We start from the raw sequence: 24972 nt of genomic DNA, 5'->3' as shown, positions 1-24972 counted from the left end.
AACAAAAGAATGAACAAAGCAGGTAATCAGAAAACTTCAAACAAAATAACAGAATCACCCTCTAACTTTTCGAATCTAGAAAAGATGTCGGTTAATGAACTACTTATTGGAATTAATCAGGAAGACGGACAAGTTCATTTGGCCGTAAATCGTACAATTCCCGAAATCGAGAAATTTGTTTCCCTACTTGTTGATCGTGTTAAAGCCGGAGGTAGATTATTTTATATAGGTGCCGGAACAAGTGGCCGACTTGGCGTATTGGATGCCTCGGAATTGCCGCCAACTTTTGGAGTTCCGGGGAATATTGTAATTGGATTGATTGCAGGAGGAGAAAAGGCCTTGCGAAATGCCGTTGAATCGGCTGAAGATGATTGGAACAAAGCCTGGGAAGAAATACAGGAACATGGTTTTAATCAAAATGATACGGTATTAGGAATTGCTGCTTCGGGCACAACTCCCTATGTTATTGGGGGAGTAAAAAAAGCCCGCGAAAATGGTTTGCTTACAGCTTGTATTACATGCAATCCGGGAGCTCCCGTTTCACAAGAGGCAGAAATTGTAATTGAAGCAATTGTAGGACCCGAATTTGTTACTGGAAGTACCAGATTAAAAGCCGGAACTGCTCAAAAAATGATTCTAAACATGATCACCACCAGCTTAATGATTAAATTGGGAAGAGTTCAGGGCAATAGAATGGTAAACATGCAGCTTACCAACAAAAAATTGGTTGAACGAGGAACCAAAATGATCATGGAAGAATTAAAACTTGAAAAAGAAGTTGCCAAAAGCTTACTATTAAAACATGGCTCAGTAAAAAAGGCAATTGAGGCTTACAAATAAATATTGTTTCAAAAACGATAAAAAAAAAACGGAGATTGAATTATCAACCTCCGTTTTTTTAGGACTAGTCAAGTTCTTATTTTTTCAAATACTGTGTGTAAATCTCAAGGGTTCTGTTTATTTGTCCAACCATTGCTTCAAAAGCCTTATCAGCATCCTTATCCCGAATAGCCTCATAAATGGTACGATGAGCTTTAATTGTGAAATCTTTCTCTCCATCGACATTGGCATAAATCAAATTTCGCATGCGCGGCAAAAGAGAATAGATTGGCTCCATAGTAATAATCACAATAGGATTACAGGAGGCCTTAGCAACATTCAAATGAAATTTATTGATGATATCTGCTTCCATTTGGGTGTTATCCGGATCGCAATCTTCCAAATCTGCAATATTCTTAAGCAATAAGTCCAAATCCTTATCCCTTCTGTTATTTGCTGCCATCCGGGCTATTTCCGGTTCAAAAACACGCCGGACTTCTATAATCTGAGGAATCAGGTTACTATCAAAACTTAAATCATAATACAAATTTAAAGAATCAATGGCATCTTTGATTTTCAATTCACTAACATACATGCCACTTCCCTTTTTGATTTCAATTAAGCCCCGGGCACTTAATCTACGCAAAGCTTCGCGTAATGCAGTTCGACTAACTGCAAACATCTCGCATAATTCCCGCTCCGATGGAAGTTTAGCTCCCACCAGCAATTTCTTCTGGCGAATAGCCTCTTCTATTCGGCGCTCAATCTTCTGACTAAGAGTTTGAGCTGATCCTATTTTTCCAAAAATTTCATCCATGAACTACAAATTTACTTCAACTTGTATGATCTGTTACGAAATATACAGCAAATAGTCTGTATCTCGTCAAAAAAGCATACAATTAAACCCAAATACAAACATAACCAGAAAAATACCGATTTTCAAGGTTTAAGCTTTATTTTAAACGATTCCGAAGTATCAATGAAATAAAATAATAATTATCCCCCCGAAAAATGAGGTATTAAGACAAATCTCAATCAGGTATTAAACTGATCATACCAAAATATTTTTTGCCCCAAAAAAAGGTATCCTGGCTAGGATACCCTTCTTAATTATATTTGAATTGCAAATTCTTATCCCATTTATTTAAACATTTAAGTGACTAACAGGATGAAAATTTTTAAGATATTACTTCTTCAATTCGGCAAAATACTTATAGAACAATGGAATTGTGTTGATTCCATTAAAAAATTGTTCCAACGGAAAATTCTCATTTGGAGAATGAATTGCATCACTTTCCAGTCCAAATCCCATTAATACTGATTTAATTCCTAAAATCTCTTCGAAAGAAGAAATAATTGGAATACTTCCACCGCTGCGAACAGGTACCGGTCGTTTTCCGTAAACTTCGGTATATGCTTTATCAGCCGCAATATAAGCAGGGAAATCAATCGGACAAACATATCCTTGCCCACCATGCAACGGAGTAACAACTACTTTTACACAATCCGGAGCAATTGATTCGAAATGTTCTTTAAAAAGAACTGAAATTTTTTCCCAGTTTTGATTAGGAACCAAACGGGTTGAAATTTTTGCATATGCTTTTGAAGGAAGAACTGTTTTGGCACCTTCGCCAATATATCCTCCCCAAATACCACAAACATCAAACGAAGGGCGAATTCCTGTATGTTCAGAAGGAGTATAGCCTTTCTCTCCAGCCAGTTCTTTTACGTCGATTGCTTTTTTGTACTCCTCAACATTGAAAGGAGCTTCAGCCATCATTGCTCTTTCGTCCTTTGTTACTTCAATTACATCATCGTAAAATCCAGGAATGGTAATGTGCCCGTTATCATCTACCATCTGAGTAATCATTTTAGCCAATACATTAATTGGATTTGCAACAGCTCCACCAAACAATCCTGAATGAAGATCACGATTAGGACCGGTCACTTCAACTTCCCAATACATCAAACCGCGTAAACCTGTAGTTATAGATGGTATGTTCGGAGCAATCATTCCTGTATCAGAAACTAAAATCACATCGGCTTGCAGCATTTCTTTGTGTTCTTCACAAAATTTTGGAAGATTAGGTGATCCAACTTCTTCTTCACCTTCAATCATGAATTTCACGTTACAAGGAAGACAATTATTCTTCACCATATATTCAAAAGCCTTGGCATGCATAAATGCCTGGCCTTTATCATCATCAGCACCACGAGCCCAAATTTTACCATCCTTAACAACAGGCTCAAAAGGATCAGTATTCCACAAATTAATTGGATCAACCGGCATTACATCCATATGTCCGTAAACCATAACTGTCGGCAATTTTGGATCGATAATCTTCTCGCCATAAGTAACAGGATTTCCCTCTGTCTCCATTACCACCGCCTTATCAGCACCCGCATTCAGCATTAACTGCTTCCAGTATTCGGCAGCTTTATACATCTCAGGTTTATTTGCTTCAATCGAGCTAATCGATGGAATTCGAATCAGTCCAAACAATTCCTCTAAAAATCTCTCTTTGTTCTCTTCAATATATGCTTTAATGTTATCCATAATAGTGTGTTTATTGGATTTAAGTAATTTGAAACGTAAATATAGCAATTAGAAATTAGCTTTCAGTCTTCATCCAATAGAGATTTGCAACCTCTAAATATCAACACCCATCAAATCACAAATCAAATAAACAGACATAAAAGCATAAAAAAAAACAGCAACCAAACGGCTACTGTTTACAATATAATTTCGTGATGCTTTTACTCTTACACTTGGTACTTTGTCATCTACATTTTTTTCATGATTTCATCAATGTGTTCAGCTGCATACTGAAGCTCTTTATACCATTCTTCACCATATTTTCTGATTAATGGTTCTTTTAAGAAAACATAAACCGGTGTTCCATTTTTAAATCCCAATTCTCTGGCAGGTTTGCAAATATCCCATTTGTTATAATTCACCGCATCAAACTCTTCATATTTCTGAATTCGAATTGGGTATAACTGACATGAAATTGGTTTGCGAAAGTTTATTTTACCATCGAAAAAAGCTTTTTCGATACCACATTGTGCCGATCCATTTTCAAAAACCGTATAAACACATTCTTTATTGTTAATGATAGGTGTTACCAAATCACCATCCGAATCGATTACAGTCTTACCTTGTTTTTCAATTTCTTCAATGCCTTTTTCGGTAAGATACTCTTCTATAACAGGATAAATCTCCTCAATAATCAGCTTCTCTTCTTCCTCTAATGGGGCACCCGAATCTCCCTCTACACAACAAGCCCCGCAACATTTCGAAATATCACATATAAATTTCTTTTCAATCACGTCTAAACTTACTATGGCTTTTCCTATCTGTAACACAATGCTATCCTTTTACAATTTCTACTTTCGTGGATTAAAAAAAAATCCGTATTATCGGCAAAGATAATACGGAAACTTATATTTTCAGTTACAATCTTCTATTTTATCAAAGATTTACCAGTCATATCTGCAGGTTTTTCAATACCCATGATATCCAATAAAGTTGGAGCCACATCAGCAAGAATACCATTCTCAATTCCTTTGGAATTCTCAGTCACCCATATACAAGGAACCGGATTCAAAGAGTGTGCAGTGTTTGGAGAACCGTCGGCATTTACTGCAAAATCAGCATTTCCATGATCTGCAATAATAATCACATCATATCCATTTGCTTTTGCTGCCTCAACAACCTGCTCAACACATTTATCAACAGCCTGAACTGCTTTTGAAATTGCTTCATAAACTCCTGTATGACCAACCATGTCGCCATTGGCGAAATTCAAACAAACAAAATCAGCCGATTGAGCATTCAATTCAGCAGTAATCATATCGGCAACTGCCGGAGCAGACATTTCTGGTTGTAAATCGTAAGTTGCCACTTTTGGAGATGGAACCATTAATCTTCTTTCGCCTTCAAATTCAGCTTCTCTACCACCCGAGAAAAAGAAAGTTACGTGAGCATACTTTTCAGTTTCAGCAATACGAATCTGTTTTTTTCCAGCTTTAGATACAACCTCACCCATTGTGTTTTGAACGTTATCTTTATCATAGATTACATTCACTCCCTTAAAGTTCGCATTGTAGCAAGTCATGGTATACCATTCTACATCCATGGTATGCATTCCGAACTCACGCTTGTCTTCCTGAGTGAACACAGTTGTCATTTGACGCAAACGATCAGTACGGAAATTAAAACAGATAACTACATCACCTTTTTCAATAATAGCAAGAGGAGCACCTGTGGCATCAACCATTACAATTGGCTTGATAAATTCATCAGTAACACCTTCTGCATATGATTCTTCCATTGCTGCAACAACGTTGGAAGCTGATACACCTTCACCTTTAGTATATAAATCGTAAGCAAGCTTAACGCGTTCCCAGTTACTATCTCTATCCATTCCGTAGTAACGGCCAATAAGAGATGCAAATTTTGCTGATCCGGTAGTTTCAATTGCTTCAACAAATTCTTTTACGAATCCTAATCCTGATTTAGGATCAGTATCACGTCCATCGGTTAATCCATGAACAAACACATCTTTCAATCCAAAAGCTTGTGCTGCATCGCAAAGAGCAATTGCATGAGAACTTAATGAGTGAACACCACCATTACCAATCAATCCAATCAGGTGAACTTTTTTACCATTCTCTTTGGCATAAGTAAAAGCTTTAATAACCTGCTCATTTTCCTTAAGGGTGTCCTGTTCTACAGCCATGTTTATTTTTACCAAATCCTGATAAACAACACGACCGGCACCGATATTTAAATGTCCAACTTCTGAATTCCCCATTTGTCCGTCCGGCAAACCAACAAATCTACCTGCTGCCTGTAATTGAGAGTTTGGGTATTTTGCCAACAGGCTATCCATGTATGGAGTCGGTACCGAAGAAATTACATCCGAATTTGATTTATCACCGATCCCCCATCCGTCAAGGATCATCAATAAAGCTTTTTTATTATTTGTCATTTTGAAGTATTTTATATCTTAAATTCTTTATTAGTTGGTCTAAGTCTTGCAAAAATATCGTATTAATTCAAATAAAAAAATTAGTTAGAGACTTGAATTTCTTTATTTTAGATCGAAAACGTTTGTTTTTTGAAATTTATTCAAACTTTAACATTTCGAATGGATTTCCACATTCGAAAGCATAAAAAAAAGCCGATCATATGATCGGCTTTTTTTGTGGTACCACCTGGAATCGAACCAGGGACACATGGATTTTCAGTCCATTGCTCTACCAACTGAGCTATGGTACCCTTTATTTTGGTGTTACAAATGTAAAGAAAATTTGTACTTCGCAAAACAAAGCAGGCCACATCGAGTATAAATAGCAGATATAAAATGTCAATATGATTAAGTATCAATTTTTTCACAATGTTATTTAGATTGATTCTATAGATTATTTTGCTGAAAATTAAACAATAGATGACGATTTTACCCGTTAAAGAAACCTTAGGTATGGTTTTTGTTAAACTTAAATTGTCTTGTTTTTTCAATAAATTAGAATATCGAACTGATTAATTGTCAAGATAAATTGACACACAGGAATAATTAGTCCAGTTTGGTAATCCCGAAAACTTTCGGGACCATACGGCAAAAACTTAAAATTATAATCATATGAAATTCTCAATTCTCAATAAATATTCACTTGTAGTAATTCTGGCATCCTTATTTCTATCGTGTAGTGATGACAATAATATATTGCCACGATCGGGCAATGATAAATCGGCTTACGAAATCATTGATAAAACGATGCAGGAGTGGTATTTGTGGAATGAAGATTTACCGGATATTAGTTCAGCCAATTACTCATCGGCAAACGACTATTTTGAAGCACTGCTTGCTGATCAAGATCGATGGAGCTATATAGCCAACCTTGATGAATTACTAGCTTATTTTGAGAATGGCACCTACACAGGTTATGGTTTATCCTTCAAATTTGACAACATTAATGATTTAAGAGTAAAACTTATATTTGATGAATCACCTTTGGCTGCAGAAGGAGTTACACGCGGATGGAAATTGGTAAACATTAACCAATTGGCAATTTCAAACCTAAGGGAAGAACAAATATTAAATGAACTTGACAAATCGAGCGGAACCTTCATTTTTGAAAATAATGCCGGCGAGCAAAAAGAAATCACCGCTTCTCAAAAGGTACTTGATCAAAATACAGTATTAAAAAGAACGATGATTGAAGGAACTCAAGTTGCCTATCTGGCATTTGACAGCTTTTTAAACAAATCGGAAGAAGAATTAAACGAAGCCTTCACCTATTTTAAAGAACAAAATGCAAAAGAACTTGTATTGGATTTAAGATACAACGGAGGTGGCAGTACTTACATATCCAACCAATTGGCAGATTTAATAACCGGCAATGCGTATGCTGGTAAAGTTTACTCAAAAGTATTTCACAACAATTCAAAAACAAGTGAAAATTTCCCTGATGCATTTGTAAAACAGAATGCAGCCTATGGTTTCGAAAGAGTCTTCGTAATTACCACGTCCGGAACTGCTTCGGCAAGCGAGATGGTTATTAATGGATTAAAACCATACTTGGGCAAAGAAAATGTGATTCTGATAGGAAGCAAAACACACGGAAAACCAGTTGGCATGTACGTATTTGAGGAGAAAGCTTTGAATTTGGCCATTGTGCCAATTAGTTTTTCCATCACCAATGCAAATGACGAAGGCGGCTATTTTGATGGCATTCCGGTTAACTATGAAATATCTGACGATTTAAGTCATGACTTTGGGGATATTGATGAATCAAATCTGCATGCTGCGCTGGAATATATTAAGAATGAGAAATTCCCAGTTATAACTGCTGCAAAAGCTTTATCAACAAACGAACGGGAATTCAAGAAAAAAGGATTGGAAGAGCTGATTGATGCTTTCTAAAATTGATTATTTTCCCAAAACAAAAAAGAGGAAAAGATTTAACATCTTTCCCTCTTTTCGTGGTACCACCTGGAATCGAACCAGGGACACATGGATTTTCAGTCCATTGCTCTACCAACTGAGCTATGGTACCCTATTGGTGTACTCAAAGAAAAAGGATGTGGTACCACCTGGAATCGAACCAGGGACACATGGATTTTCAGTCCATTGCTCTACCAACTGAGCTATGGTACCCTCTTTACTTGAGCGATGCAAAAGTACGCAAAAAAATAAAATCACCAAATAAAATCAATAAAATTAGAGAGGAATTTTAAAGGAATCTAAACTTCTTATTACCTTTGCGACCTAATAAAAAAATATATGGTATTCGAAACTCACACATTATCAAATGGTATACGACTAATTCACCATGCCGTGAACGCAAATGTTGCACACTGCGGAATTATTTTAAATACTGGTTCGCGTGATGAAAAAGAGGAGGAATGGGGAATTGCTCACTACATAGAGCATGTTGTATTTAAAGGTACCACTAAACGGAAGGCATACCATATTCTCAGCAGAATGGAAGATGTAGGCGGAGAATTAAACGCATACACTACCAAGGAAGAAACCTGTATTTACACTACTTTCCTCGATAAAGACTACAAAAGAGCTTTAGAACTCATTAGCGATATCACTTTCAATTCTGTTTTCCCTGAAAAGGAATTAGAGAAAGAAAAGGAAGTTATTCTGGATGAAATCAATTCGTATAAGGATTCTCCTTCGGAATTGATCTTCGATGATTTTGAAGAATTAATATTCAAAAATGATCCGATTGGCCGAAATATTTTGGGAACTCCAAAACATGTTAAAAAGTTCAAACGTGATGACATATTGAATTTCATTAAGAACAATTACCACACGGATCAAATGGTAATTAGTTCGGTGGGGAACATTAAATTCAGCAAATTGGTAAAAATGGTAGAGAAGTACTTTGGGCACATACCTGAGAATATTCGCACGACCAAGAGAAAAAAGCCAAATTCGTATGAAGCCCGCACACAAACCATGATAAAGAAAACTTATCAGAGACATTGTGTGATGGGGAATATAGCCTATGACTTAAATGATGAAAAACGAATTCCATTGTCATTGCTCACCAATATTTTAGGTGGCCCGGGCATGAATTCACGTTTGAATTTAACCCTTCGGGAACGACACGGATTGGCCTATAATATTGAAGCAAATTACACGCCTTATGCAGATACAGGTGTTTTCAGCATCTACTTTGGTACCGACAAAGGCAATTTGGATAAGTGTCTTAGTTTGATCAACAAAGAGATGGATTTACTCTGTACCCATAAACTTGGCTCCGGGCAATTAAAACGAGCTAAAAATCAGATGATTGGTCAGATTGCTATTTCTTCGGAAAACAATGAAAACCTAATGCTCAGCATTGGTAAAAGCTTTTTGCTGTACAATCGAATTGACTCATTGGAGGAATTGTATCAAAAGGTGGAGAGCATTACAGCGGAAGAATTGCTTGAAGTTGCCAACGAAATTCTAAATAAAGATCTGTTAACCACTTTGATGTACAAATAAGCATGATAGAAGTTAATAAAGAACTTGAAGATTATATACTGCAGCATACTGAAACAGAAGATTTGGTATTGAAGGATCTTTCCCGTGAAACTCACGTTAAAATGCTTCGCCCAAGAATGTTGTCGGGTCATCTTCAGGGAAAATTCTTAAAGATGACTTGCCAGATGATTCGTCCCCTGCGCATTTTAGAGATTGGAACCTATACAGGATATTCGGCAATAAGCATGGCTATGGGAACCAGTGATGATTGTATCATTCACACCATTGACTGCAACGACGAACTGGAACAATTTACCCGTAAATACATTAAGCGATCGGGATTTGAAGATCGCATTCAATTCCATATTGGAGATGCTCTTGAGATGATTCCAAAATTGGACGAAAATTTCGATCTCATTTTTATTGATGCCGATAAACGACAATACATCGAATATTTTGAGGCTGTATTTCCGAAGCTAAATAAAGGCGGTTTTATTTTGGCCGATGATGTTTTATGGGATGGTAAAGTAATTGAAGAAGTCGAAAACAACGACCAGCAAACTCAGGGGATAATAAATTTCAATCAATTTATTCAGGAAGACCCCAGAGTCGAAAATCTGATTCTTCCCATGCGTCATGGATTAATGATGATTCGAAAAAAATAATTATACAGTTGTGTAAAAACAGGGAACAGGTGGCTGTTGGTGGAATTCCATATCATTTAATCATTTGAATCCACAATCTTAACAAGGATGGTAGCACCAAGATTAACATGCCCTTGCTTTTGAATCAGCTTCCATCCTTTCTTCTCCAATTCTTTGGCAATTGCACCATTCAGCATGCCATGGGCAACTAAAACGGCGGTTTCCTCATCATAAGCAACTTTAATTAAATTTTCAGATGCTTGTCTGGCTCGAAGTCTTGCTTCTTTACGGCTCTCGATGCCCCGATGATTAAAACCCAGCATCCAACTGCCCCGACTAAAAGCCTGCCAAATTCCCAATGGCATTTTCAAAAAGCTACTCGCCGATATCATTCTGATTTCAAATTCCCGAAATATAGAATCAGAAACGACCGGAAATTTATCTCCAAAAATTTTTAATGCCGTTTCCTGCGCACGAGGTAAACTGGAGCAATAAATAATATGATTGGAATTTAGGTTTACCACCACAAGAGAAGGATCGAAAGGAATAATTGGCACCGAATTGTAATCAAGCACATACTGCATGGCCTCATCAGCAGAATAAAACCAATTCTTTTTCACATTGGGTTTTGCATGACGAATCAAATAGATTTGAAGCATCCGTTTCCCTTGCTTCTTCAGCTTGTTTTGAATCATTGTATCCACTTCCGAAACGCAGGTAAACGTCTCACATTTAGTTTTGGAAATCTGATCAAATGATTTTTTCTCCTTCTGCAAATTACATGGAGCAGAACAAGCCGAAAGAAAAAATGCCAGAATGGCTATTGAAAAAGATTTTAAACTATTTTTAATCGTTATCAAGTTTCTAATTTTATATTGAGACAAAACCAAAATTAACAATTATTAATTGATCAGGAAGAAATCCAATTAGGAAAACTCTTTGAACCTCCGTATTCTCTGTGGTTAGATTTTTTCTGTCCACTCAATACCACCTCATCTAAACACAAATACTACATTTTCAAAATATACCACATTCTAACAATAAAGCATCTTGTTTGCCAATAATGAAGCATAAAAAGTAATATCTTTGCACCGTTTATTAGATTCAAAAACAATATGGAAACAAAAAAATTAACCCAATTTAGTCCTGGAGCAGGCTGTGGCTGTAAAATATCTCCTAAAGATCTGGAGTGCATTCTAAAAAGCAGTACTCCTGCCATTCCCAATCCAAAGATGTTGGTGGGCAACGATACAAAAGATGACGCAGCAGTTTACGATTTGGGAAATGGACAAGCTTTAATCAGTACCACCGATTTTTTTACTCCAATTGTTGATGATCCTTACGATTTTGGTCGAATTGCAGCAACAAATGCCATCAGTGATATCTACGCTATGGGCGGAAAACCAATTATGGCTTTGGCAATTTTGGCCTGGCCTTTAGAGAAATTATCAACCGATATTGCTCAAAAAGTAGTGGAAGGTGCCCGGGATGTTTGTGCTGATGCTGGAATTCAATTGGCCGGTGGTCATTCCATCAATATAGGCGATCCTGTTTTTGGTCTTTCGGTAAACGGACTTGTTGCTGCCGATCGGGTAAAGAAAAACAACACTGCAACTCCAAACTGCACGCTTTTCCTTACAAAACCATTGGGTATTGGAGTACTAACCACTGCCGAAAAAAAGAAATTAATAGCACACGAAAACAATAAAATTGTTGTTGATTTAATGTGCACTCTAAATAAGGCTGGAATCGTTTTTGGTGAGCAAACCTATATCAAATCGATGACTGATGTTACCGGTTTTGGTTTATTGGGTCATTTGGGTGAAATCTGCGAAGGCAGTAATGTAAATGCTGAAATTGATTATGCTGCCGTTCCTAAAATTGAGGGTGTAGAAGAATTAATTAAACAAGGATGTACTCCTGGCGGAACCAAAAGAAACTGGGCTTCGTACGGACATTTAATTGGAGCGATTAGCGAAGACCAGAAATCACTGCTTTGCGATCCGCAGACAAGCGGTGGCCTTTTGGTAGCAGTAGACGATAATCACATCAACGAGTTTGTTGCTCTGGCCAAAAGCGAAGGCTTTGATCTAAATCCGATTGGGAAAATGATTGAGCGTACAAATACAGATGAACCTTATATCAGCGTTAAATAAAATAATATGCAGCGAAATACATTAATTCAGGTTACTCAGAATGGAATGGGAACCGGCAGCGAAGAATTGGCTTTGAAATTAATTACCAACTATTTTAAAATTCTGGATGCTGATGGGCGAACACCCAAAATCATTGTTTTTTACAATGCAGGAGTAAAATTAATCTGTGAAAACTCTCCTGCCTTAGAAGCCTTACAAAATCTCAGCAAAAAAGGAGTACAGCTTCTTGCCTGCAAAACCTGTTTGGATTATTTTAATTTATCTGATCAAATAAAAGTAGGAACCGTTGGAAGTATGCCTGATATTATCACCCTTCAGGCTGATGCCGATAAGGTGATCAATCTATAAACGGATTTCAAAAGAAATAAAGAAGCTCATCTGAACCACAGATGAGCTTTTTTTATTTTCGGCTTCCAGAACTCTCCCATAAGATATCTTTTTGTTTAGGCATATTATTACTTCTTCTCTGATTTTCTATCCATAACAACTACATATTACATAAAGCTTTGTATATTTAATACACAATTGTCTTTATTTATGTTCCTGAATAGAATCTTTGCCTACCTACTCCTTTTAACTTTCTCATTTCAAAGTTTTGAAGTGGTATTAATCACTGTGAACTTTAAAATAAATCAGGATTTTTTTGCGTCAATCTGCACCAATAAAGACAAACCTGAAATGAAGTGTAACGGAAAATGTCATCTAAAAAAACAAATTCAGGAACACGAAAAGGAAGAGTCTTCAAAGGATAAACAGATCACCGAAAAAGAATATCAATTATTCATTCAAAGCATAAATATACTCAAGAATGAACCCGCAATTCTTGCTTCTGCAAAACAATTAGCTTACATAGAGCCATTGCATCCCACTCAACATTCCTTTGATATTTTTCATCCTCCAAGAATCAAATTTTGACCAATTAATTATTATCAATCACAAATTGATAATTCACTGTAAATCTTACTTTATTGGGAGGCTTGCATTGGTTTTACACGATCAAAGCGGGCTAATCATGTCAGGTAATTCCATTACTTAAAACACTCAGGAATGAAAAATATTCTAATCGTTTGTCTCCTATTCATTTGGATACAAGCACATTCACAACAAACTATAATACTGAAAGATACTGAAACCGGAGAGCCAATCCAGTATGCCCATTACCTATATCAGAATCAGAAAGGGACAAGCACTCCCGAAGGAGAAATATCAATCAAATTTATAACTGCAGAAAAACTTCAAATTTCGCATGTAAACTACGGCAAACTTGAAATATCAAGCGACAGACTGCAGGAAGCAATAAAAAATGGAGTATTAACTCTCACCAATCATACATCTCTTTACTCCCAACAACAGTAATTGCAAGAGCAAACAGCACGACTAAAAGTGATATCATGAAAGTCCGTATCAGCGATAAACTATCGCACGACGCAGGTGATTTTTTGAGTCAGAGTGCCATGATTGGAGGCATCCGAAAAAGCGGAAGTTATGGTTTCGATCCCGTGCTTCGCGGCTTTAAATACGATCAGTTGAATTTGATAATGGACAATGGGATGAGCGCAACTGCTGCTTGTCCGAACCGAATGGATCCTCCCGCAAGTCAAATTCCGATGAGCATGGTCGATCGAGTAGAAATTGTAAAAGGCCCGCATTCACTGCGATATGGAAATGCTTTTGGTGGCAGTATTCATTTTAAATCAGCACCTGCAAGTTTTAGCGAAACCACAAAAGCATTTGGCAGGGCAAGTGGCAGTTACGAAAGCAACGGAAATATTTTCCGCACAGAAGCCATGGCCGGAGCAAAAGGGAAATTCTATAACTTTGGCATTTACGGAGCCTACAGCGAAGGTGATGATTACGAAGATGGAAACGGCAACAAAACACCTTCCGGATTTAACCGGCGCAACATTGGAATGAGCAGCGTCTTTAAATTATCCGGTTCTCAGAGCATCAAGCTGTCGGCAAATAACAACTTTGCCAAGGATGTAGATTTTCCTGCTCTGAATATGGATTTGCGGGAAGATGATACCTGGTTGCTAAATCTTTCTCACAAAATCAACTTTAAGAACTCGAACTTTAGCTCTTTATCCACTTCATTTTACGGCTCTTTTGTTGATCACAGCATGGATAACCTGACAAAAGATTTGAATCCGAGAACGGTGAATGCAATCACTTTGGCAAAAACCAAAAACTATGGTGGCCGATCGGAGGCAAGTTTTCAGTTTAAGAACAGTTCTCTTTTTTCCGGTATCGACTACAAAGCGGAAGAAGCAGAGGGAACCCGTACCCGCGAAATGCTGATGGGTCCGAAAAGCGGGACAACCTTCTTCGATAATCTTTGGCAGGACAGTAAAATTTCAAAAGTTGCATTGTTTGGAGAATATCATTTTGCATTGCAAGAGGTCTATTTTGTTGCCTCTACCCGTTTGGAACACAACAGTGCCAAGAGTAGAGAAATAACCACTGAATTTATAAATGCCAACCCAAAAAATCCATCTGACAAACTAAATGTTTCGGCAAGTTTTGGTGCCACTCACGATTTCTCGAAACAGATTAGAATGGGATTGTGGCTGGGAAGAGCCGAACGCAGCGGAAGCTTAACCGAACGCTTCATCAACTATTTAGCAGTTGATGTTGACCCGTACGAAAGAATTGGAAACGCAAAGATGAAATCGGAGGTAAACTACCAGTTAGACTATAGTTTTACCTGGAAAACTGATCAATCGGAATTGGACATCACCCTTTTTGCATCCATACTAAGAAATTACATTAGTTCACAAATCAGAACCGATTTAAACCCAAGATTAGCAACAGCTCCAGGTGTAAAACAATATTACAACATCAACAAAGCAGTGATACGGGGTTTCGAATTATCCTGGCATCAGAAAATCACATCTTCCATTTACCACAAGGCAAATGTTGCCTATACTTATGGAAAGAATATGGATTTCAATCAGCCCTTGCCTGAAATTCCTCCTCTTGATATCAGATATGCATTGGGAGCTTCCTTTTACAGGAATAAGTTTCATCCGGAAATCATGATTCGACATGCTTTAAAGCAAAATAGAATATCAAATAATTACGGAGAAAGCAAAACACCTGCTTTTACTATAGCTGATATTAAAGCATCTTACAATTTCTCGGATAAAATCAGATTAATTGGTGGTGTAAGAAATCTTTTTGACGAAACTTACTACGAGCATTTAAACAGGTCGGTAAAAGGCAGCAGCAAGGAAATTTATGCTCCCGGGCGTAGTTTTTATCTTACTCTGGCAATTAGCTTGATGTAATTAATCAAATGTACCGATTGAATTAAATATGTGATTCTTTCGGTATATTTTTTACTCTCCCAATAGCACAATCCGTCCTTCCAAAACCGGTTTTACAAGCTTTAATTTTTTACAATATGCTTTTAGCACTTCAAAATCCTCAATTGCCCTGAGATTCAATTCATCAACCAAAACTTCAAACTCTCCGGTTAATTTACCCAAACTGTAATTGTTCAATGAAACCGTCAATAATTCCTCATCATCCAACTCTTTCCCGTCCCTCTCAACAATTATCTCATTATCGGCCGATGAATATTTGTAACTAATTCCTGAAACCTGAAGCAACTGACCATTTTTATCTGCAGCATTCTCTTTTAAAAACTGTTTCAATACCTTCCCTTTAATCAGTATTTGACAAATTCTATTTCCAAAAGGCAGCAGTGAGCGAACAGATTTTAAAGTAAAATCTCCCACAGATACATCAGCTCTTATTCCACCACCATTAATAATTCCCACATTGGAACTGTGCCAGTCACGAAAAGCATCAGCAATTAAATTTCCGGCAAGGCTTTCACCAATGATCCCATCTCTAAAACGAAGAGGAACTTCCAACCAACCGATTTTTTCGGACAACTGCAATTCCATATCCTTTTTATAATACAGCTCCATATCTCTCAGATACTTCTCTGAAGGCACTTCAGCAGTTAAAGGAATAATTTCAACCAGTGGTTTTTGATTCTTTTCCAGGCTCAGCTTGGCAACAGAACTCATATTTCCTGCAGTAGAAACAATCGGGACACTGCCTTTGTAAAAAATATTGCTTTCGTGCTCAAACTGTTCTTCGGTTAAAATCAAATCAATTTCAGGAAACCGTTCCAACAATTTCCGATTGGTTTCCAAATTTGTTTGGGTAATCAGTATCAGGAAATCTACATTTCCCATCTTAGGCAAAAGCACCGATACCGCAACAAATAAATCCTCCTGAACAACCAAATCATCATGAATACTTGTATTCATGGCATCGGTCAGGCCGATAAATCCGATCCGTAAACCACCAATCTTTTTCACTAAAAAAGCAGGCAGATTACCAAACACATCACCATCCCTGTTTTTGAGGTTGGAACTAAACCACTGCGATTTAGATCTGGATAAAAGCTGAATAGTATGTTGCGCACCAAAATCAAATTCATGCTGTCCGAAATTGCAGATATCAACGGGAATCTCATTAAAAGCTTCAATCATTGGTTCTCCTTTGTACATTCCTCCAAACAGAACACCTCCACACAAATCACCTCCATGAATGACCAGTGTATTTGGATTATGAGATTTCACCTCATCAGCAATAGTTTTTAAGCGGGCAACACCACCTCGTCCTCCGTCAACATCATCCACCGGAAAAATCCGGTGGGCATCTGTGAAGTAAAGCAAATCAACCTTTTGTGCACTTAGTGCCAGACTTGACATTAAGAAAAGAAGCAATGAAATATTTCGGAACATTTGGATTTTTTTATTTAATCGAAAAGTAATAATAAATGCCTGTCTATTCAAATACAGACTTAAATCAATCACTAAAATGATGTTGATTTTATTTTGAATCCTCATTCTACAATGCTATCAACATGTCAACTCATTCTTTCTTTTCATTTGCAAGTCATCATAAAAAGTATTTAAAAAATTCAAAATCCTGAACTTGGAATTCTTATATTGCATAGGTTTGCTATGAATAATAAAGATTCGAAACACATGAAGTCTGACAAAGAAAAAAATATAACAATCAATTCCGTAACTGTTTTAGAGGTTTTAAAGAAACATTTAGAGCACTATCTGAGCCTATTGGAACAAAGTTTAACAACAGAAAACCTTTCTCAACTTATTCTAAAAGAATTTATTGAAGCCAGCAATTTATTTATTTCTATTGGCGATCAGGAATATAACAAAGCACGAACCGATAAAAATATAGATTTCACAACTACATATGTCCTGAATTATCTTTTGCCGGAGTCGTTTAAGGACACAATGCTGATACATCGTGATGTGTTGTTACAACTTCATATTTCAAAAAATAAGAAGCAAGAATCTCTTGTCGATGATAAGGCTGTTCAGCATCACCTAAAAGAATCCAAAGCAATTTTAAAAAAAGCAATCAATTCCTTTGTGCAAAAATTAAGTGCCGAACTAAATCCGATTCAACAAACCGATAAAAAAAGAAAGAAACTTATTTCCGAAACCAAACACCAGCAAAATCCCTGGGAAGTTTACAAGAATCAATTTCTAACAGTGCAAAATCAAGCCAACGAAATTGATAAATCAACTCAGACTTTATCCAATATCATCCTTGTATTTAATGATATTAAAAATCATACCCAAAACATTTGCACAACACTTATCAGTGAGCTCGAAAATTCTAAACAAACCATAAACAAAGTGATAGATTCTGTTCAGAATTTGGATGAAATATTTAAAACTGCGGACACCATTTCGTTAATTGAAGATATTCTGGATGATTTGGAGGCAACAAATGCCGGGCAAGAAAATTATGCCTTTGATATTGAATTAAAAATTGCCTCTCTCGAAGAAAACAGCATTCCTGTTGCGAGTGAAGATGGTTTGCTGCACATTAAAAAAATAGACTTTAATAAATCGGCTAAAAAGTGGCTGAACTACATGCTGCTCCCCGATATGATTGAACTGTGGCAAAACAGGACGAACCTGCTGGCTTTTTATAAGCACAGTCTACTAAATTTAAAGAGCAGTTTAACCTTACTAAAAAACAACAATACCCTTGAAACCCTTCCTTCTCAGATTCAAAGCATACAAAATCTGTTGCGTTCGGTAAGCACGAATGAAATGTTACAGCGAAAAATAATCAATCAGGTTCAGGAAAATTTAAACAGCGAATTCTTAGTGACAAATATTTATGACACGGAAGATTTTTTAAAAGTTTCTTTGCAATCATCAATAACTCAGCTCACATCTTCAAAAAATAAATTCTTAACCGACATAGAAAGAAAAATTCAAAACATCTTCTCATTTTTCAGCACAAAATATGAAATCAGCACAGCTGATAATCCTTTTAAGAAATTAGAGACATCATCAAAATGCATTGAATATAGAACATTTAAAGCGGCAAACGTTCATTACGATACTCTTTTTTTAAATAAGAATTTTATTGGAGATTTATTCCTTGTTCCGCGGGAAACCGAAAAACAAAAACTACAGGAAACCTTAAATCTATGGAAAAAAGGGCATAACAAAGCCGTACTTGTTGTGGGAAATAATTTAAGTGGAAAATCCACATTTATTGAAAGTGCCGCGAAAGACTATTTTGACAAACAAAGTATTGTTCTCGAAACAGACAGTACTATTTCCATTGAAGGAAGAAAATTCACAACCACAAAAAATCTTGCAGAGGCACTTCAGCACATTAAGAAACACACCTATAATTCGCGTCCTTTACTGGTAATTGATAATCTGGAACTCTGGAGAGACAAAAATCACAGTTTGCTGGATAATACAAGAGCTGCCATTGAATTTATCGAATCAGAATCTGATCAGGTTTTCGTTATCATGACGACCTCAAATGCTATGCAGTTTCATTTGGATAAAAGACTTCCATTTTCCAATTCGTTTAGCGCCATTATTGATGTTAACAAAGCAAAGACTAATGAAATACACAAAGCCATCTTATTGAGGCATGGTGCTTCGCACCAAAGCCTGGTGACAGAAAAAGGGCTTCCCCTGCCCGGCAAACAACTCGAGCTTTATGTCCAAAAACTGTGTAAAAACTACGACTATAATATGGGTGAAGTATTACAGGCGTGGACCTATGCAATTACTACTGCTGATGACCACAAAGTCGTTTTTCAGGAAAAGGAGTATGAATTTGAAGATTTTTTCACTCCCGAAGAAGTTATTGTTCTTAAATATGTATTATTATACAAACACATTAACGAAATTGTATTGAAAAACTTTTTGGGCAATCGATACAACATCTCATACAAATCAGGATTAAAACGTTTAACAAATACCAAAGTATTTCTACGAAATCCGGAGGGAAATCTCATTTTAAATCAAGTATTGTACCACAACATTCGTGAAATTCTAAAATACAGAGGAGCACTCAACTAAATGGAAAATATCGAAACACTATACACATGGAGCGGTTTAGTAGGACTGCTTGTTCTGCTGATCGTCATCTATTGGATGTTACAACTAATAACATACATCGGAGAGAGGTTTGCGAAAAAGAACGTAACCAACAAAAAAATAATAAGCTTTTTAAAAAAAGGGCAACTGTTTTATAAACCTCTTGCAATATCTTTATTTTTGCTCGATTTTATATCGATCAATTACATCACACACAGTATTCTATTGATTTTTGTAAGTCTTTTTGGTTTCTACTACATCAAAAACTACGTTAGCGGAATTTTTTTCAGGGCAAATCCCTTGGTAAGCAAAGATGCATTTATCACAATAGCAGATTTTAAAGGAGAAGTAAAGAGTCTGCAAGCCTTCGGCTTAATCATCAACGCCGAATATGGAGAACGATTTATTAATTACACAGAAATTGAAAATTTAGGATTTGCGATCAACTCAAATGTAAATACCAAATTAAGGCAAACTCTTTACCTGCACACACAATTAACAAAAGAACAGGTTTTAAATCTGATTTTCGACAACCCAATTTTAGATTTCGGACAAAAACCCACCATAAAAAACAGTGAAATTCCTCAGGTATATAAATTTCAGTATACTCTCGAAAATGGTGCAGTTGCCGAAGATTTAACTGCCTTTTTACATGAAATACAGATTGAAACAAGTGTAACCAACAATTTTAAGTAACAACTATGGAAATCATTTCATCCTACAATTTGATTATCGAAGTATCAATAATCATAATTTTATCTTTTTTGTTCAATGAATTATCTAAAAAAACAAATATTCCTGCCGTACTGATGCTCATCGTACTGGGGGTTGGTTTGCAATACATACTAAAATATTTCAATGCAGAATCATTAAATTTCTTTCCTATTCTTGAAGTTTTGGGAATTGTCGGGTTAATTATGATTGTACTGGAAGCTGCTCTCGAACTGGAACTGAAAAGAGATAAACTATTCCCCATTCTAAAATCATTTGCTGTTGCTTTAACCGGCCTTATTTTATCAACATGGGTAGTTGTTTTGATCCTTTACAATTTCATTCCCGAAATGACCATGCAATCGGCTTGGCTTTACGCAACTCCATTGTCCATATTGTCCAGTGCCATTATCATACCAAGCGTATCTGGTTTAAATGCGGATAAAAAAGAATTTCATATTTACGAAAGTACCTTTTCGGATATCATGGGAATTATGATGTTCTATTTTTTAACCGGAAAATTAAATCCTACCGAAGATAGCGGAGTAACCGGTTTTGCAGGAAACATCCTGCTCACCATTGTGATTTCATTGGTCGCCAGCTATGCAATCATTTTAATTTTTCAACGCATCAAAAGTCAGGTAAAACTATTTTTACTGATAGCAGTACTTCTGCTGCTATATGCGTTAGGCAAAAAAATGCACCTTTCTTCGCTTATTATCATTCTTATATTCGGATTGGTGATTGCGAATATGAAACTTTTTTTCAAAGGTAAACTCTCAAAACTAATTGATTTCGATAAAGCACATCATATCTATCATGAATTGCATACAATTACAGCAGAAACAGCCTTTGTTGTCAGAACCTTTTTCTTTGTTATTTTTGGACTTTCCATAGCAGTTTCCTCTTTGCTAAGTCTGAACGTGACCATAATAAGCTTTCTGATTTTGGTTTCGATATATACGATACGGTACCTGATACTTCGCATTTTTTCCGGAAAAGATATTATACCGCAATTGTTTGTTGCTCCCCGTGGCTTAATTACCGTACTTTTATTTTACAGCATACCTGTCGAAGCCCAAATTGAAGGATTTGAGCCTGGAATATTACTTTGTGTAATTATTGGAACCAGTTTAATTATGACTTTTGTAATGATTTACGACAAATACAGAAACTCCATGGCTATAAATATTGCCTCAGGCAGAAAAGTAGAAAGCGTGAAGTGGAAAGCGCCAAGCATAGAAGATGTGAAATAATTAAACACCTGCAGGCCAAATAAATTAATCTTGCCAAAAGATGAAGAAATAAATTTAATCGGCTTACGTGGCTATTTGATAATACAAAACTTTAGATCGCTCAAAAAACTGAGCAAGATCGTAGAATAAATTAAACCGAACAGGATGATTTACAGATTATTAATATTCCTTATACTCAATTTTACAGCACTTGCAATAGCAGGAATTTTTACAAGCAAAGGAGTTCCATCCGATTGGTATGTTGGTATTGCCAAAGCTCCATGGACCCCTCCAGGGTGGATTTTTGGAACCACATGGACCATAATCATGATTTGTTTTAGTATTTACATGGCGTATCTATGGCCAAGCACCAAAAACAAGAATCTCCTCATTGTATTGTACGTCCTTCAATGGATCTTAAATGTAGGATGGAGTCCAACTTTCTTCCATTACCACAATGTTTTTGCCGGACTATTTCTCATTTGCAGTCTTACTTTACTTATCGGATTTATATTACTCCATTACTGGCCGGAATTGAAACTTAAATCCGCTTTACTACTCCCATATTTATTATGGTTATTCATTGCCACTTCTCTAAATGGGTATATCTTTTTTAAAAATTAAATTAAAAATATTCAAATGAGATAATCCAACAAAATATCCAATTTACCGGGGCGCAAAAAACTGATCCTCTTTTTGCTCTTTGGACAAGGAATTTTGTGTATCACTTGTCAATATTTGATAAAGAACTACCCCTAATAAGATCAAAAACATTCCAAAGGCTTCCTTGCCATTTAATGATTCGCTTAAAGCCAGATAACCAAATAAAGCACCAAATACAGGTTCCAATGAAAAAATGAGTGCCACCTTCACGGAACTGACATATTTCTGAACCCAAACGGACACAAAGTAACAGAATAAAGTTCCGATAATTCCTAAATAAACAATAGCAGTTATAGATTCAGAAGAAAGACTGCCAATATCAAAACCTACTGCCAACACACCAATTAAGCTGAAAACACTACCCGAAATAAACTGATAGCTAATTAACGGTAAAGTCTCTGTATTTTTCACAAAGCGACCTGAAAGAACAATATGGAAAGCCGCGGAAACAGCCGTAATCAACGTAATGATATCGCCATTATTAAATTTCGTATCAAAATCATAAGTCAATAAAAACAAACCGATAACCACAACCAAGATGGAAAAAAGATCGCTTCTCTGAAACTTGGCTCTATAGATAGTCAACAGAATTACAGGAACAATAATAACAGCAGCTCCGGTAATAAAGGCGCTATGCCCACTGCTTGTATATTTTAATCCAATAGTTTGAGATAAATAGGTAACAGCAAGTAAAAAACCTAAAATAGATCCATTAATAATGGCTTGCCTGTTTACCAAGCTTTTCCTGTTTTTTAATATTACTAAAAATAACATAGGAATTGCCGCCAGTAACATCCTTCCAAAAACAATGAAGTATTCATTTACCGTACCAACCGTACCCTTAACAATAAAAAATGTTGATCCCCAGACAATTGTGACTATTATTAAAAGAAAATTATTCATCTAATTAAATATTGACATTACTGTTTTTTTAAATTGAAGAAATGCAATGACTATATTTTACAATGCCTTTGCCAACGAGCCCGAATATACTTTATTTTTTAATTAATGAGCCATTCAAGTTAGTATCCATTGCATTGCTTTAATCCATCACAAAGCAATTGCAATAAGCGGCCTTTTCTTCAGTAAAGGAAGTCTTCTGGTCGATATCTGCAATACGCTTTTTCTGATATTTCACCCTCTTTAATCTTTACTGATATTGAAACAAAGTAAAAGGCATATCATAGAATTAAACAGACTCATTAAAGATTTAACCTGATAAAATAATTTTATTGCAAACATGTTTGTTTTACAATAGTGGAAATGAGCTTGATAAATAAGAATTTATTTGTAAATTAGATTATGACAATGATAATAAGATCTATAAAGAAGGTTTTATCTAAACCATTAAGTGGAATTTTTTCCATATCCCGGATTCTAAAAAACAGAACCTGGGAAAATAACAGTCTCTATTTGGATCTGGTGAAAAATTCTTTGGTGGGTTTGTATCAAACAACGCCAGAAGGACAAATAATCTACGCAAATCAAGCAATTTTAAAAATGTTGAAATATGATTCATTGAAAGATTTATCAAAGAAAGATCTATCAAAAGAATGTTATGTAGACAATAATAAGAGAGAAATTTTCAAAAAGGTACTAAAAGAAAAAGGTGAAATAATTAATTTTCAATCTGAATGGTACACAAAAGACGGTGGTATTATTTATGTAAGAGAAGGTGCTCGTGCAGTACGGGATGCTAAGGGCAGAATCTTTAGATACGATGGTTATGTTGATAATATAACAGATTTTAAACTGACTCAAATGAAGTTAATTAAGGCAACGCAGGAAGCCGAAGAAGCCAGCAAATTAAAATCGGCTTTTTTAACAAATATGAACCATGAAATTCGAACACCAATGAATAGTATTCTTGGGTTTTCCGAATTGCTTGAAGATTCTGTATTATCAAAAGAAGATCATCTGAAATACATTGACGCTATTCAACAAAGCTCTATTAGAATGCTAAACACAATAGATGAACTTATTCAAATGTCAAAGTTGGATTCTAATTGTCTGGATATCTATATTGAAGACGTTAATGTTAAGGATGTAATTGAAGATATATATGTTCTGTATAAACCTGAAGCTAATGCAAAAGGCATTGAATTTTCATTTGAAAAAAATCATGAGTCGAAAGAAATAATCATTTTCTCGGATAAAGAAAAAATTCAAGTAATACTTAGTAAGTTGATTTCAAATGCCATTAAATATACAAACCAAGGAAGTGTAGAGTTTGGATTTAATTTTAAAACCAAAACGAACGAAATTCAATTCTACATTAAAGATACCGGCATCGGCATTTCCAGGGATAACCACGAACTTATTTTTGAGCATTTTTACCGTATTGATAATGGAAAAGAATTAATCTATGAAGGATCTGGCTTAGGTTTAACTATCGTTAAAGAATACGTCAGAATACTTGGCGGCAAAATAAGGGTTGAATCAGTAAAGGGAGAAGGCTCTCAATTTTACTTTATTTTACCAATCAACTAATTATTTAAACGAAAAAAAACGTTCCCCCATTCATTCCCCAAAAAAACAAAACCCTCCTAAACATTGCTGTTTAAGAGGGTTATTGTACCCGGGGCGGGACTTGAACCCGCACGGCCGTGAAGCCACTGGATTTTAAGTCCAGCGTGTCTACCAATTCCACCACCTGGGCATCCTTTCGGATTTTGAGCGAGAAACGAGACTCGAACTCGCGACCCCAACCTTGGCAAGGTTGTGCTCTACCAACTGAGCTATTCTCGCATTGTGCCTTTAAAAGTGAACCGTTGTTCTCTCAATTGCGATGCAAATATATGCGTATTTTTTGATTCTGCAAAGGAAAAAAACCTTTTGATTCA

The 24972-nt window shown here is 36.0% G+C and carries 21 protein-coding genes and 5 tRNA genes; 14 read left to right on the top strand and 12 right to left on the bottom strand.

Translation table 11 applies throughout. The features are described 5' to 3' along the window. Window positions 1–9: 9 nt before the first annotated feature. Entirely contained in the window at window positions 10–840 is an 831-nt protein-coding gene (murQ, locus tag ACKU4N_RS02600; protein WP_321320058.1) for an N-acetylmuramic acid 6-phosphate etherase, read from the top strand. Window positions 841–916: 76 nt separating this feature from the next. On the opposite strand, the gene ACKU4N_RS02595 is transcribed toward murQ, so the two are convergent. From ACKU4N_RS02595 to ACKU4N_RS02575, 5 genes are all read right to left on the bottom strand, one after another. Further along, window positions 917–1636: a FadR/GntR family transcriptional regulator gene (locus ACKU4N_RS02595; RefSeq protein WP_321320056.1), complete on the bottom strand. Its 720-nt coding sequence runs from the start codon at window positions 1634–1636 to the stop codon at window positions 917–919. 369 nt (window positions 1637–2005) lie between these two features. After that, window positions 2006–3376, bottom strand: a complete 1371-nt coding sequence (locus ACKU4N_RS02590) for a dipeptidase (protein ID WP_321320055.1) — start codon at window positions 3374–3376, stop codon at window positions 2006–2008. Between the two features lie 227 nt (window positions 3377–3603). Further along, the gene (locus tag ACKU4N_RS02585; protein ID WP_321320053.1) at window positions 3604–4185 is read right to left on the bottom strand and encodes a DUF3109 family protein; all 582 of its coding nucleotides are present in this window, start codon (window positions 4183–4185) and stop codon (window positions 3604–3606) included. Window positions 4186–4283: 98 nt separating this feature from the next. Beyond that, window positions 4284–5813: a 2,3-bisphosphoglycerate-independent phosphoglycerate mutase gene (gene gpmI, locus ACKU4N_RS02580; RefSeq protein ID WP_321320051.1), complete on the bottom strand. Its 1530-nt coding sequence runs from the start codon at window positions 5811–5813 to the stop codon at window positions 4284–4286. Window positions 5814–6030: 217 nt separating this feature from the next. After that, a tRNA-Phe gene (locus tag ACKU4N_RS02575) sits at window positions 6031–6103 on the bottom strand. A gap of 361 nt (window positions 6104–6464) precedes the next feature. On the opposite strand from ACKU4N_RS02575, the gene ACKU4N_RS02570 reads away from it, so the two are divergent. Then, window positions 6465–7748, top strand: a complete 1284-nt coding sequence (locus tag ACKU4N_RS02570; RefSeq protein ID WP_321320048.1) for a S41 family peptidase — start codon at window positions 6465–6467, stop codon at window positions 7746–7748. Between the two features lie 60 nt (window positions 7749–7808). Here ACKU4N_RS02570 and ACKU4N_RS02565 read toward each other — a convergent pair. Then, window positions 7809–7881, bottom strand: a tRNA-Phe gene (locus tag ACKU4N_RS02565). 28 nt (window positions 7882–7909) lie between these two features. After that, window positions 7910–7982: transfer RNA gene (locus ACKU4N_RS02560), tRNA-Phe, on the bottom strand. Window positions 7983–8108: 126 nt separating this feature from the next. Here ACKU4N_RS02560 and ACKU4N_RS02555 point away from each other — a divergent pair. After that, window positions 8109–9329, top strand: coding sequence for a M16 family metallopeptidase (locus ACKU4N_RS02555; protein WP_321320046.1), 1221 nt, complete (start codon window positions 8109–8111; stop codon window positions 9327–9329). Between the two features lie 2 nt (window positions 9330–9331). After that, window positions 9332–9973, top strand: a complete 642-nt coding sequence (locus tag ACKU4N_RS02550; protein WP_321320045.1) for an O-methyltransferase — start codon at window positions 9332–9334, stop codon at window positions 9971–9973. Between the two features lie 56 nt (window positions 9974–10029). Here the strand turns inward: ACKU4N_RS02550 and ACKU4N_RS02545 are convergent, their stop codons facing one another. Continuing rightward, a complete protein-coding gene (locus tag ACKU4N_RS02545) occupies window positions 10030–10812 on the bottom strand; it encodes a histidine phosphatase family protein (RefSeq protein WP_321320044.1) in 783 nt (260 codons plus the stop codon). A 255-nt stretch (window positions 10813–11067) separates the two neighbouring features. On the opposite strand from ACKU4N_RS02545, the gene selD reads away from it, so the two are divergent. The 5 genes from selD to ACKU4N_RS02520 all read left to right on the top strand — a co-directional run bounded on the left by selD (window position 11068) and on the right by ACKU4N_RS02520 (window position 15395). Further along, window positions 11068–12108: a selenide, water dikinase SelD gene (selD, locus tag ACKU4N_RS02540; protein ID WP_321320042.1), complete on the top strand. Its 1041-nt coding sequence runs from the start codon at window positions 11068–11070 to the stop codon at window positions 12106–12108. 6 nt (window positions 12109–12114) lie between these two features. After that, the gene (gene yedF, locus ACKU4N_RS02535) at window positions 12115–12456 is read left to right on the top strand and encodes a sulfurtransferase-like selenium metabolism protein YedF (protein ID WP_321320040.1); all 342 of its coding nucleotides are present in this window, start codon (window positions 12115–12117) and stop codon (window positions 12454–12456) included. Between the two features lie 189 nt (window positions 12457–12645). Then, complete coding sequence (locus ACKU4N_RS02530; RefSeq protein WP_321320039.1) at window positions 12646–13023, top strand: hypothetical protein; 378 nt, start codon at window positions 12646–12648, stop codon at window positions 13021–13023. Between the two features lie 132 nt (window positions 13024–13155). Further along, the gene (locus ACKU4N_RS02525) at window positions 13156–13464 is read left to right on the top strand and encodes a hypothetical protein (RefSeq protein WP_321320037.1); all 309 of its coding nucleotides are present in this window, start codon (window positions 13156–13158) and stop codon (window positions 13462–13464) included. Window positions 13465–13499: 35 nt separating this feature from the next. Then, window positions 13500–15395, top strand: coding sequence for a TonB-dependent receptor domain-containing protein (locus tag ACKU4N_RS02520; protein WP_321320035.1), 1896 nt, complete (start codon window positions 13500–13502; stop codon window positions 15393–15395). A 51-nt stretch (window positions 15396–15446) separates the two neighbouring features. On the opposite strand, the gene ACKU4N_RS02515 is transcribed toward ACKU4N_RS02520, so the two are convergent. Continuing rightward, window positions 15447–16871 (bottom strand): bifunctional metallophosphatase/5'-nucleotidase, encoded by a 1425-nt coding sequence (locus tag ACKU4N_RS02515; RefSeq protein WP_321320033.1) that lies wholly within the window; start codon window positions 16869–16871, stop codon window positions 15447–15449. Between the two features lie 222 nt (window positions 16872–17093). On the opposite strand from ACKU4N_RS02515, the gene ACKU4N_RS02510 reads away from it, so the two are divergent. The 4 genes from ACKU4N_RS02510 (at window position 17094) to ACKU4N_RS02495 (ending at window position 22090) form a co-directional block, all read left to right on the top strand. Next, window positions 17094–19502, top strand: a complete 2409-nt coding sequence (locus ACKU4N_RS02510; protein ID WP_321320032.1) for a P-loop NTPase family protein — start codon at window positions 17094–17096, stop codon at window positions 19500–19502. Continuing rightward, window positions 19503–20216 carry a hypothetical protein gene (locus tag ACKU4N_RS02505; protein WP_321320030.1) on the top strand — a complete coding sequence of 238 codons (714 nt, stop codon included), beginning with the start codon at window positions 19503–19505 and terminating at the stop codon, window positions 20214–20216. Between the two features lie 5 nt (window positions 20217–20221). Continuing rightward, entirely contained in the window at window positions 20222–21487 is a 1266-nt protein-coding gene (locus tag ACKU4N_RS02500; protein ID WP_321320028.1) for a cation:proton antiporter domain-containing protein, read from the top strand. 144 nt (window positions 21488–21631) lie between these two features. Beyond that, window positions 21632–22090 carry a TspO/MBR family protein gene (locus tag ACKU4N_RS02495; protein WP_407937230.1) on the top strand — a complete coding sequence of 153 codons (459 nt, stop codon included), beginning with the start codon at window positions 21632–21634 and terminating at the stop codon, window positions 22088–22090. A 42-nt stretch (window positions 22091–22132) separates the two neighbouring features. Here ACKU4N_RS02495 and ACKU4N_RS02490 read toward each other — a convergent pair whose 3' ends face one another. Beyond that, on the bottom strand, window positions 22133–23032 hold the full coding sequence (locus ACKU4N_RS02490) for a DMT family transporter (protein ID WP_321320024.1): 900 nt from the start codon (window positions 23030–23032) through the stop codon (window positions 22133–22135). Between the two features lie 399 nt (window positions 23033–23431). Here ACKU4N_RS02490 and ACKU4N_RS02485 point away from each other — a divergent pair, with 399 nt between their 5' ends. Then, on the top strand, window positions 23432–24619 hold the full coding sequence (locus ACKU4N_RS02485) for a PAS domain-containing sensor histidine kinase (RefSeq protein ID WP_321320022.1): 1188 nt from the start codon (window positions 23432–23434) through the stop codon (window positions 24617–24619). A gap of 85 nt (window positions 24620–24704) precedes the next feature. On the opposite strand, the gene ACKU4N_RS02480 is transcribed toward ACKU4N_RS02485, so the two are convergent. Together ACKU4N_RS02480 and ACKU4N_RS02475 are read right to left on the bottom strand one after the other, a co-directional pair. Then, window positions 24705–24788: transfer RNA gene (locus ACKU4N_RS02480), tRNA-Leu, on the bottom strand. Between the two features lie 16 nt (window positions 24789–24804). Then, window positions 24805–24877: transfer RNA gene (locus ACKU4N_RS02475), tRNA-Gly, on the bottom strand. Between the last annotated feature and the right edge of the window lie 95 nt (window positions 24878–24972).

The organism is Labilibaculum sp., assembly GCF_963664555.1.
GTDB lineage: Bacteria > Bacteroidota > Bacteroidia > Bacteroidales > Marinifilaceae > Labilibaculum.
Note: the sequence above shows the minus strand (reverse complement) of the source record. Positions and strands in the feature narration are given on the sequence as shown.

Bases quoted from the DNA above. Each gene is read 5' to 3' on its own strand.
- ACKU4N_RS02515 (WP_321320033.1), bottom strand. From the start codon at position 16,871: ATGTTCCGAAATATTTCATTGCTTCTTTTCTTAATGTCAAGTCTGGCA.
- ACKU4N_RS02520 (WP_321320035.1), top strand. From the start codon at position 13,500: ATGAAAGTCCGTATCAGCGATAAACTATCGCACGACGCAGGTGATTTT.
- ACKU4N_RS02505 (WP_321320030.1), top strand. From the start codon at position 19,503: ATGGAAAATATCGAAACACTATACACATGGAGCGGTTTAGTAGGACTG.
- murQ (WP_321320058.1), top strand. From the start codon at position 10: ATGAACAAAGCAGGTAATCAGAAAACTTCAAACAAAATAACAGAATCA.
- gpmI (WP_321320051.1), bottom strand. From the start codon at position 5,813: ATGACAAATAATAAAAAAGCTTTATTGATGATCCTTGACGGATGGGGG.
- ACKU4N_RS02495 (WP_407937230.1), top strand. From the start codon at position 21,632: ATGATTTACAGATTATTAATATTCCTTATACTCAATTTTACAGCACTT.
- ACKU4N_RS02525 (WP_321320037.1), top strand. From the start codon at position 13,156: ATGAAAAATATTCTAATCGTTTGTCTCCTATTCATTTGGATACAAGCA.
- yedF (WP_321320040.1), top strand. From the start codon at position 12,115: ATGCAGCGAAATACATTAATTCAGGTTACTCAGAATGGAATGGGAACC.
- ACKU4N_RS02510 (WP_321320032.1), top strand. From the start codon at position 17,094: ATGAATAATAAAGATTCGAAACACATGAAGTCTGACAAAGAAAAAAAT.
- ACKU4N_RS02500 (WP_321320028.1), top strand. From the start codon at position 20,222: ATGGAAATCATTTCATCCTACAATTTGATTATCGAAGTATCAATAATC.
- ACKU4N_RS02570 (WP_321320048.1), top strand. From the start codon at position 6,465: ATGAAATTCTCAATTCTCAATAAATATTCACTTGTAGTAATTCTGGCA.
- ACKU4N_RS02555 (WP_321320046.1), top strand. From the start codon at position 8,109: ATGGTATTCGAAACTCACACATTATCAAATGGTATACGACTAATTCAC.
- ACKU4N_RS02485 (WP_321320022.1), top strand. From the start codon at position 23,432: ATGACAATGATAATAAGATCTATAAAGAAGGTTTTATCTAAACCATTA.
- ACKU4N_RS02590 (WP_321320055.1), bottom strand. From the start codon at position 3,376: ATGGATAACATTAAAGCATATATTGAAGAGAACAAAGAGAGATTTTTA.
- ACKU4N_RS02595 (WP_321320056.1), bottom strand. From the start codon at position 1,636: ATGGATGAAATTTTTGGAAAAATAGGATCAGCTCAAACTCTTAGTCAG.
- ACKU4N_RS02550 (WP_321320045.1), top strand. From the start codon at position 9,332: ATGATAGAAGTTAATAAAGAACTTGAAGATTATATACTGCAGCATACT.
- ACKU4N_RS02530 (WP_321320039.1), top strand. From the start codon at position 12,646: ATGTTCCTGAATAGAATCTTTGCCTACCTACTCCTTTTAACTTTCTCA.
- selD (WP_321320042.1), top strand. From the start codon at position 11,068: ATGGAAACAAAAAAATTAACCCAATTTAGTCCTGGAGCAGGCTGTGGC.
- ACKU4N_RS02490 (WP_321320024.1), bottom strand. From the start codon at position 23,032: ATGAATAATTTTCTTTTAATAATAGTCACAATTGTCTGGGGATCAACA.